Annotated in this window: 9 protein-coding genes and 1 pseudogene; 7 read left to right on the top strand and 3 right to left on the bottom strand. The window is 70.4% G+C overall.

What is annotated here, in order from left to right; all coding sequences use genetic code 11:
* Window positions 1-92: 92 nt before the first annotated feature.
* The 3 genes and pseudogenes from ACZ5TL_RS34505 to ACZ5TL_RS34495 form a co-directional block, all read right to left on the bottom strand.
* A complete protein-coding gene (locus ACZ5TL_RS34505; protein WP_468594728.1) occupies window positions 93-440 on the bottom strand; it encodes a hypothetical protein in 348 nt (115 codons plus the stop codon).
* 87 nt (window positions 441-527) lie between these two features.
* Window positions 528-1,061, bottom strand: a pseudogene (locus ACZ5TL_RS34500) (helix-turn-helix domain-containing protein); the annotation flags it as partial.
* Between the two features lie 53 nt (window positions 1,062-1,114).
* On the bottom strand, window positions 1,115-1,525 hold the full coding sequence (locus ACZ5TL_RS34495) for an ATP-binding protein (protein WP_468594727.1): 411 nt from the start codon (window positions 1,523-1,525) through the stop codon (window positions 1,115-1,117).
* Between the two features lie 152 nt (window positions 1,526-1,677).
* Between ACZ5TL_RS34495 and ACZ5TL_RS34490 the strand changes: the two genes are divergently transcribed.
* The 7 genes from ACZ5TL_RS34490 to ACZ5TL_RS34460 all read left to right on the top strand — a co-directional run bounded on the left by ACZ5TL_RS34490 (window position 1,678) and on the right by ACZ5TL_RS34460 (window position 9,632).
* Window positions 1,678-2,556, top strand: coding sequence for a helix-turn-helix domain-containing protein (locus ACZ5TL_RS34490; RefSeq protein WP_468594726.1), 879 nt, complete (start codon window positions 1,678-1,680; stop codon window positions 2,554-2,556).
* Window positions 2,553-2,753, top strand: coding sequence for a DUF397 domain-containing protein (locus ACZ5TL_RS34485; RefSeq protein ID WP_468594725.1), 201 nt, complete (start codon window positions 2,553-2,555; stop codon window positions 2,751-2,753). Before ACZ5TL_RS34490 ends, ACZ5TL_RS34485 begins: the two co-directional genes overlap by 4 nt.
* Before the next feature lie 66 nt (window positions 2,754-2,819).
* Window positions 2,820-4,109, top strand: coding sequence for an MFS transporter (locus ACZ5TL_RS34480; RefSeq protein WP_468594724.1), 1,290 nt, complete (start codon window positions 2,820-2,822; stop codon window positions 4,107-4,109).
* A 139-nt stretch (window positions 4,110-4,248) separates the two neighbouring features.
* Window positions 4,249-4,896, top strand: a complete 648-nt coding sequence (locus ACZ5TL_RS34475; protein WP_468594723.1) for a hypothetical protein — start codon at window positions 4,249-4,251, stop codon at window positions 4,894-4,896.
* Between the two features lie 216 nt (window positions 4,897-5,112).
* Window positions 5,113-6,171, top strand: coding sequence for a LacI family DNA-binding transcriptional regulator (locus ACZ5TL_RS34470; protein ID WP_468594722.1), 1,059 nt, complete (start codon window positions 5,113-5,115; stop codon window positions 6,169-6,171).
* A gap of 492 nt (window positions 6,172-6,663) precedes the next feature.
* On the top strand, window positions 6,664-8,178 hold the full coding sequence (locus ACZ5TL_RS34465; RefSeq protein WP_468594721.1) for a glycoside hydrolase family 32 protein: 1,515 nt from the start codon (window positions 6,664-6,666) through the stop codon (window positions 8,176-8,178).
* A gap of 110 nt (window positions 8,179-8,288) precedes the next feature.
* Window positions 8,289-9,632 (top strand): ABC transporter substrate-binding protein, encoded by a 1,344-nt coding sequence (locus tag ACZ5TL_RS34460; protein ID WP_468594720.1) that lies wholly within the window; start codon window positions 8,289-8,291, stop codon window positions 9,630-9,632.
* Window positions 9,633-9,675 lie beyond the last annotated feature (43 nt).

The raw sequence follows: 9,675 nt of genomic DNA, 5'->3' as shown, positions 1-9,675 counted from the left end.
GAGTCACGCGTCCCTGCCACCCCATAACGGGGTGCCTGGACGGAGGAGTCCACCCCAGCAGCCAGTTGGGCACTACCTCCAAGCCCGGTCCTTTAGGGCCGGGTCAAGTTGACGGCTTCGTCCAGGACAGCGCTCAGTTCGCGCAGGGCCTCCTGGGCGATGGCAGGATCATCGTGCTCGAGGTTGCCCTTCGCCTGGGCGTAGCGGGTGGACAGATCGGGGCGCCGGGCGATCTCGATGTCCCTGGCCCAGGTCAGCACCCAGCTCTGCACCGGGCTCAGCGACTGCCACGCGACCGCCTTGGCGAAGGCGTCGTCCTTGGTGGCCTGCATCTCTTCCAGCCGGGCCGGATCGACGGCGGCGAGGACCGCGCGCAGGGCGTCAGGAGTCTGCTGAGGGCGGGGGATCAGCTCATGTCCGTGGTCGGCCTGAGTGCTCATCGCGTCCACCTCCAGGGAGTGCCTCGGCCAGGCTATTCCCGCCCGTGTTGCCGGTGAGCGCGGCGACGTGTGTGGCAGTTGCTCTTCTCATGCGGCCTCCAGCAGCTCGGCCCTGTCGTGTCGGCAGTCGTGGCAGCGGCCGGGGGCCGGGGGCCGGGGCGCGGAAGGCGCGGTCGCAGCCGTCGCAGGTCTGGAACGGGTGACGGACGGCCGGCGGAGGTGCGGGCGCCCGGAACGGGGGTGGTGGCGGCAGCTGGGCCGCGAGGCGGTGGGCCAGGAAGGCAGCCGCGCGGCGCAGGTCCTCCGGGGGGAGGTCGGCGGTCAGGGCCTGGCGTACGGCGGCCGGGGTGACGTCGCGTTCGAGCCAGGCGGCGACACCGGGCGCCAGGTGGGCGGTGTCGCGGGCGGAGAGGAGCAGGCGGGAGTTGTGACGGCGGAGGTCCGCGAGGAGGTCCGTGGCCTGCTGGAGGAGGGCGGGGAGGGGCAGGCGGGGGCGGGGACGGCGGGGAGGGGCTTCGCGGGGGTCCGCTTCCGCGGGGCGGGCGCCGGCCGTACCGGGGTATGGGTGCCGTCCGTACGGTGGCCGGGCCGGTTGCAGGAGATCGTGCGGGTGATGATCCGGGAGACCGTCCGCGGCACCGGAGCGCGAGGAGTTGGGACCCGGTGCTTCGTGGTCAGAGGGTGAGTTCGGCCCAGACGGTCTTGCGGGGCGGCAGGTCCGAGGTGACGCCCCAGCGGTCGGCGAGTGCGTCGACGAGGAGCAGGCCGCGGCCGGACTCGGACTCCGGCGGGGGAAGTTGCGGTGTCGGCAGCCGGTCGTCGCGGGTGTCGGTCACCTCGATGCGGAGGGTGTCGGCGACGACGTAGAGGAGCAGGCGGAAGTCGCGACCGGGGATGCGGCCGTGTTGCGCCGCGTTGGTCGACAGCTCTGCGATGACCTGCCTCGCCGGGTCCAACGGCAGGCCCCAGGAGCGCAGCTGCTCGGTGGCCAGGAGACGGGCCAGGCGGGCGCCGCGTGGGGTGGGGGACAGCTGGATGCTGAAGTGGCGGACGGTGGTGGTGGGTTCGGGGGATTTCTGCGTCACGTCACTCAGCGTGGCGGTCTGTGCTTACCGTGAACAGTGACTCAGCGGGTGCGTACGGTGACTGTCCGGAGCTTGTCCGGTCGTGTCCGGGCTGTCGGGGCCGGGCGTACGGGTAGGGCGCTGGGCACGGTCGTACGACGGAAGGGTGCGGGATGACGGCGGTCGAGGCGGACGCGGGTCGGCTCAAGGGCGAGGCGGACGAGCCGGGTTGGGAGGTGGATCCCGACGACGAGTGGGGCGTCGCGGTCATCGCCACCGTCGGGCGGCAGCTGAAGCTGCGGCGGGAGGCGGTGGGGATGCGGGCCGCCGAGTTCGGGACGGCGGTCGGGTACGGCGAGGACATGGTCTACAAGATCGAGGGCGGGAAGCGGATCCCTCGGCAGGACTATCTCGTCAGGTCCGATGAGGTGCTGGGGGCGGGTGGGCTGATCGCGGCGACGTGGGAGGACGTGAAGAAGGTCCGGTATCCCAAAAAGGTGCGGGAGCTGGCCAAGTTGGAGGGGCAGGCGGTTGAGATCGGGGTGTACGAGTGCAACAGCGTCCACGGGCTGTTGCAGACGCCGGAGCACGCGCGTGCCTTGTTCCAAGCAGCGCAGCCCCCGTATTCGCCGGACGACGTGGAGCGGATGGTAGCCGCCCGGATGGCCCGGCAGTCGGTCTTCGAACGCGATCCGGCCCCGTCGGTGCACTACGTCTTGGAGGAGGCGGTGCTGCGCCGACGGGTCGGGGGCACAATGGTGTGGCGACAGCAGCTCGAACACCTGCTGGAGGTGGGGCAGTTGCGTGGCGTCACACTTCAGATCATGCCGACGAACACCGATGCCCATCCAGGGGTGGACGGCAAGATCGAGCTGCTGAAGTTCCCGGACGGATCGGCGGTGGGGCGTTCCGACGGTGCGTTCAACGGGCGGCCGACCACCGATCCAAAGCAGCTCCGGATCCTGGAGCTGCGGTATGGCACCATCCGAGCGCAGGCACTCCCACCGCGGGAGTCGCTGGCCTTCATCGAGCAAGTGCTGGGAGAAACATGATCCGCAACGCTTCTGCCGGGGACACCTCCGAACTGACTTGGTTCAAGAGCAGCTACAGCAGCGGCACGGACGGCAACTCCTGTGTCGAGATCGCGATAGTGCCCCGCACTGTGCACGTCCGCGACTCCAAGCACACATCAGGCCCCCGCCTCGCACTCGCGCCGGAGGCCTGGTCGGACTTCGTGGCCTCCGTCTAGCCTTCCTTCCGGCCTGAAGGCCTGAAGGCCTGAAGCCCGCCCGGAGCGCACGGCATGATGCCTCGGGTGCACCCGACGAATGACACACCGGACCGGCCCCGAACACGATGGGGAGTCTTCGCTCACCGGGATTTCCGCCTGCTCTGGGTGGGCGAGACCGTCAGTGGGCTGGGCAACAGCATCACCGTGGTGGCGTTGCCGCTGATCGCGGTCGTGGTGCTGGACGCCGACTCCACCGATGTCGGCCTGATCGCCGCGGCGGTGTGGCTGCCCTGGCTGCTGGTCGGTTTGCCCGTAGGGGCGTGGGTGGACCGGATGCGCAAGCGGCCACTCATGATCACGTGCGATCTGGTCTCCGTCGCGGCGCTGGTGAGCATTCCGCTGGCGGCGTGGCTCGACGCGCTCACCTTCCAGCACCTGGTCGCCGTCGCGTTGATCTGCGGCACCGCGGCGGTGTGCTTCAACACCGCCTACCACGCGTACATCCGGATCGTGCTCGGCGGCCGCGACCTCCTGGAGGGCAACGCCAAGCTGCAGGGCAGCGAGGCCGCCACCCATGCCGCCGGACCGGGGGTGGCGGGGTTGCTCGCCCAGGCGTTCGGCGCGGTCACCGCGCTCGTGGCCGACGCCGTGACGTTCCTGATCTCCGCGGTCTGCCTGCAGCGGATCGGGGTGGTCGAGCCGGACCGCGCTCCCGAGGAGGAACGCGCCTCGCTGCGACGGCAGGTCGTGGAAGGGCTCCGCTTCGTGAGCCGGGACCGGTACCTGCGGCCGATGGTCATATGGGGCGCCCTGATCAACATGGCGCTCATGGGCTACCAGGCGGTCCAGGTCGTGTTCCTGGTGCGCACCGTCGGGCTGAACCCGGCCATGGTCGGGTTGCTGCTGACCAGCGGCAGTACCGGCGGCCTGGTCGGCGCGCTGGTGGCCACCAGGGTCAGCCGCCGGTTCGGCACCGCGCGCGGGCTGCTCCTCCTGCAGGTCGTCACCGCGCCGTTCGCGCTGCTGCTGCCGATGACCACGGCGGGGGCGGGGCTGCTGCTGTTCGCGACGGGCGCCTTCCTCGTCGGGATCGGCATCACCGTGGCCAACGTCGTGGTCGGCAGCTTCCGGCAGACCTACTGCCCGCCGCACATGCTCGGCCGGGTCGTGGCGACGGCCATGATGATCAACCACAGCACCATCCCGCTCGGATCCCTGCTCGGCGGCGTGATCGGTGACGCGGTCGGGTACCGGCCGGCCATGTGGATCATGACGGGTGTCGTCGCGCTCTCCTGGCTCATCCTCGTCATGAGCCCGATGCGCCGCGAACACGACCTGCCGCAGCACCACGAACCAGCGCACACACCTGCCTGAGGCTCAGGCTGCTGCTGCTGCTGCTGCTGCTGCTGGAGGAGCGAGCGGAGCGGCCCCCGGGACGGCGGCGGCACACGGCGCAGTGGCACGATGTCCGCACGAGTGACCGAGTGACCGAGTGAACGGGGAGGCCGGCCTCATGGCCCGCTACATGGAGGCACTGACCGTCGAGCGAGGCGGTTTCCGGATCAAGGTGCCGGAGTCGTGGTGGGAGTTCGACGTACGGCCGGAGTCGCGGGACGACTCGATCCGGCGGATGGTGAACGAACGGGTGCGGCAGCGGCCGGAGTTGGAGCAGTACCGGGACACGTACGTCGACTTCCTCAGGAAGGCCGCCGCGGACGCGTGGAAGTCGGGCGCGCTGTACTGCGGCTGCATGGCGGAGAACTTCGGCGGGGACACGCCGATCACCGGCTCGGTGACCGTCTCCCTGGTCGGCGGCCGCAACGAGCGCGGTGAGCCACTGTCGAACGACCCGGCCGTCATCGCAAGCCAGCTCGCCGTCAAGGAGGCCAAGCGGGAGGGCGACTCCTGGCGGAAGGTGACGACCGTCGACATCCCCGGAGTCGGCCCGGCCGCGCGGACGTACGGCATCGAGGACATCGCCGTACCCGGCGACGCGCTCAACCGCACCATCCGGGCCGTGCTGGTGCAGACGTTCATTCCCGTGCCGGGTCAGGAGGGCAAGGTGGCCCTGGTGGCGGGCAGCAGCCAGGTGCTCGACCTCGCGGACTCCTTCTTCGACATCTTCGACGCGATCACGTCGACGTTCCGCTTCACGGGTTGATCTCCCTCTCCGGGAGGGCGGCCCGTCGCCGGTCTGACAGATGGTCAGTGCCGCGCACAGGCGCGTGTGCTGATGCGCGGTCCCTGGCAGGCGACACGCGACGGCTAAGAGTTTGTAACGAGCCATTGACAGGAGCTTCGGCCATGGGCACTCTCGTGTGCACACGGTTGGCTAAACGATTTACCAACCCCGAATCTCCTACTTTGGGCAGGGTCAATGGCGCGCCGGATCGGGATCAAGGACGTGGCCGCGGCGGCAGGTGTGTCGACCGCGACCGTGTCGCACATCCTGAACGGCGTCGAGGGCAAGCGGGCCAGCGCGGAGACGCGGCAGCGCGTTCTGCAGGTCGCCGAGGAACTCGGGTACGCGCCGAACGGCCTGGCCCGCGGACTGAGGTTGCAGCGGTCGCAGACCATCGGCTTCGTCAGCGACGAGATCGCCACCACCCCCCACGCCGGCCGGATGATCCTGGGTGCCCAGGAGGCCGCCGCGGCCGAGGGCCTGGTGCTGCTGCTGGTCAACACCAGCGGTGATGCCGAACTGGAGCGCACGAGCATCGAGATGCTGCTCCAGCGGCAGGTGGACGGCGTGCTGTACGCGGCGATGTACCACCGCACCGTGCGCCTGCCGGAGAGCCTGAGCTCGACTCCCACCGTGCTGCTGGACGCGCGCTCGGAGGACCCCGCCATCCCGTGCGTCGTGCCCGACGAGGTCCAGGGCGGCTACACGGCCGTACGGGCGCTGACCGACCACGGCCACCGCAGGATCGGCGTGACCGTGCAGACCGTCGACCTTCCCGCCCGGCAGGGCCGCCTGGAGGGCTACCGCAAGGCGCTGGCCGAGGTCGGTGTCCCCTACGACCCGTCCCTGGTCGCCGCCGAGACGGCGGTGCCCTTCGGCACGACCCCGGGTGACGTGGAGACGGGCTACCGGGCCGCGCGGCGTCTGCTGGCGGCGGAGCACCGCCCGACGGCGTTGTTCTGCTTCAACGACCGGATGGCCGCCGGTGCTTATCGGGCCGCCGCCGAGCTGGGGCTGTCCATACCCGGCGACCTGTCGGTCATCGGGTTCGACAACCAGGAGCTGGTCTGCGAGTCCGTCTACCCCGCGCTGAGCACAGTCCAGCTTCCGCACTACGAGATGGGGGCACGGGCCGTGGCCCGGTTGCTCGCGCTCACCAAGCCTCCGGGCCGGCCACCGGGCCCGGACAATCACGAGATGCTGCTTTGCCCGCTGGTGGCGCGGGCATCGGTCGCTCCGCCGCCCCGGCTCTGACCCCGGGACGGCGAAGCAATTCACACCATGACAGGCGACCGTTGCGACCGGTCGTCATCCCTGTCAGTACTTGGAACACAGTGAGGGTACACACATGTCCCCTGAGATTTTCAATGAGCCGTCGAGCCGCCCCGGCCTGCTGATATCCGCCGGCGCCTCTGCCGGACGGGTGGGCGCGGGCGAGCCTGCCTCCGCGCGTTCCTCCGGCTCCACCACCTCCCTGGCCTCTTCGGTGCGAGGGCGCTGAGCCGCGCCTCCTCACCGGCCGGACGACGGCCGCGCCCGTCACCGAGCCGCTGCCGCAGCGCGCCGCCGGCCTCGCGCCGGACCGTGCTCCCGTCGTCATGTGATCGCGATCGGGTCCACGGGCTCCATCCACCGTGCGCGCCGCGAGTACCGGTGGAGGCCACCTTCTCCCACGAGGGAATCGCGACCGGCGCCGTCCGCCGACGGCCCTTCGCACGCTCTCCGTACATACCGAAAGGCACGTGTGTGTCCACCGCGCCCCGTGATCCGTACCGGCCCGTCGCGCACCTGCGCCCGCCCCGCAACTGGATCAACGACCCCAACGGGCTGGTCTTCCACGATGGCCATTACCACGTCTTCTACCAGTACAACCCCTACGGTGCGACCCACGCGAACATGCACTGGGGCCATTTCCGCAGCCCCGACCTGCTGAGCTGGGAACCGCTGCCGATCGCGCTGTCCCCCGCCCCGGGCGGCGAGGACGCCGACGGCTGCTTCTCCGGCAACGCCGTATCCGACGGCGACCGGCTGATCGCCTTCTACTCCGCGAACCGCTGGGACCGCTCGCCCCAGCACCAGCCGGTCACCACCGCCACCTCCCTCGACGGCGGCCGGACCTTCACCTCGCGCGGGGACCTGCTCATCCCCGAGTGGCCCGAGGACTGCACCATGTACCGCGACCCGTACGTCTGGCAGGACGGCGACGGCTGGCGGATGCTGGTCGGCGCCGCCCTCGCGGACGGCCGCGGCGCGGCTCTGCTGTACGAGTCGGCCGACCTGGAGACCTGGACCTACCTGGGTCTCTTCGACGCCCGCGAGCAGGAGCCGGTCGGCGGTACCGACCTGCACACCGGTGAGGGCTGGGAGTGCCCCCAGTACCTCCCGGCGCAGTCCGGACGGCCCGGGGCCCTCATCTTCAGTGCGTGGAACGATCACGAGGGCGCCCGCTGCGTCACCGCCCTGATCGGCGAGGAACAGGGCAACACCTTCAAGGCGGGCCCGCCCGTCTTCGCCGACCACGGCCCCGAGTGCTACGCCCCCGCGCTGCTGCCCGCACCGGACGGCCGGTGGCTGCTGTGGGGCTGGGCCCCGGAAGCCCGCGAGGAATCCTGGGCGGTGGCGGACGGATGGGCCGGCGTGCTCACCCTTCCCCGCGAGATCTCCGTCGGCGACGGCGACGGCGACGGAGCCGGCTACGTCGGCAGCGCCAGCGGCAGCACGCTGCGGCAGCAGCCCGCCGCCGAACTGCTCGCCCTGCGCGGCGAACACACCGTCCACGCCGCGGGCGTCGCCCACGGCCCGGAACCGGTGGAACTCGGCAGCGTGGGCCGCGCCTTCGACCTGACGGCCCGTCTGGAGCCGACCACGGAGGCCGGTCTGCGGCTGCTGACCACCCCGGACGGCTCCGAGTACCTCGACATCCGGCTCGACGCCGCCGTCGGCGAACTGGTCGTCGACCGCGACCACGCCTCGCTGGACCCGCGCGCCCAGGGCGGCTCCTACCGTATGCCCTGCCCCTCCGGTCAGCCGGTGGAGCTGCGCGTGATCGTCGACCACTCCATCGCCGAAGTCTTCCTCACCACCACCGGACAGGTGCTCACCCTGCGCTTCTACCCGACGGGCGGTGGCCCGTGGCGGCTGCAGGCCCGCAGCGCGACCGACGCGCCCCTGGGCTACGCGGTCGACGTCTGGGAGCTGCTGCCTCTCACGGTCGACGAGCCGAGCACCGGCACCGAACTGCCGCGAGGGCAGTCCACATGACGGATCCATCGCCACGCCGCCGTGGCCAAGGCCCGTGGCGATCCCGAATCCCCCCAATGCACCTCCGCACCACCCACCCTCACCCGCACCACATACCGGAGGCACCCACCATGAACGCCGGAAGCAGAAGGTCCCGCCGGACCCTCTCGATATCCCTGGCCCTCGTCCTTCCCCTGGCCGCGCTGGCCGCCTGTGGGGGAGGTGGCACCACCGACACCTCCGCCGAGGAAGGCAGCGGTACGGGCACCATCACGGTCTGGGCCCACCAGGGTCAGGCGAGCGAGGCCGCCGCCATGCAGAGCGCGGTGAAGTCCTTCAACTCCTCGCAGGACAAGATCAAGGCCGAGCTGACCCTGATCCCCGACAACGACTACACCAAGACCATCACCACCACCGACGCCTCCAAGCTGCCGGACGTCATGGAGTTCGACGGCCCGACCATGGCGAACTTCGTCTACAACAAGAAGCTCGCCCCGGTGGACGACTACGTCTCCAGCAAGACCCTGGCCAACGCCACGGACGCCATCAAGGCGCAGGGCGAGATCGACGGCCGGCACTACGGGCTGGGCATGTTCGACTCCGGGCTCGGCATCTACGGCAACAAGAAGCTGCTGGACGCGGCCGGGGTGAAGTACCCCACCAGCGTGTCGGACGCCTGGACCGCGGAGGAGTTCACCGCGGCCGTGAAGAAGCTGGCCGCCGAGGACTCCGACGGCAAGAGCCTGGACCTGCAGGAGAACAACGGCTACGCCACCGAGTGGGGCACCTACGGCTTCGCCCCGGTCGTCTGGTCGGCCGGCGGCTCGCTCCTGGAGAAGGGCAAGGCCGAAGGCCACCTGGACACCCCGGAGGTGGCGTCGGCGCTGAAGACCTTCCAGGGCTGGAAGAAGTACACCGACCCCAACACCGACGGAAACGCCTTCGCCAAGGGCCGCGTGGCGCTGAGCTGGGTCGGGCACTGGATGTACCCCACGTACAGCAAGGCCCTCGGCAAGGACCTCGTCGTGCTGCCCCTGCCCGACTTCGGCAACGGTCCCAAGACCGGCCAGGGCTCCTGGCAGTGGGGCATCGGCGCCAACACCAAGAACGCCAAGGCCGCCGGCGCCTTCCTCGACACCCTCCTGAACGACACCAACGTCGCCGCGATGACCAAGGCCAACGGTGCCCCTCCCGGGACCAAGTCCGTGCTCGCCAAGAGTGAGCTGTACAAGCAGGGCAGCCCGCTCCAGCTCTTCGCCGACCAGCTCGCCAAGCCCTGCGGCGACAGCACGATCGACAAGTCCTGCGTGGCCGTGACCCGCCCGGTCACCGCTGGATACCCCACGGTCACCGCCAAGTTCAGCCAGGCGCTGAGCGACATCTACGGCGGGGCCGACCCGCAGACCGCCCTGGAGAAGGCCGCACGCGCCATCGACCAGGACTTCTCGGACAACGCCGGTTACAAGCTGCCGTAGCCGGCATCCAGCAGCCGGGAGGGACGGGCACACCCTGACCATG

It is taken from the genome of Streptomyces sp. NPDC033136, from assembly GCF_055578235.1.
The sequence above is the reverse complement of the archived record's forward strand: the minus strand, read 5'-3'. Positions and strand labels throughout refer to the sequence as shown.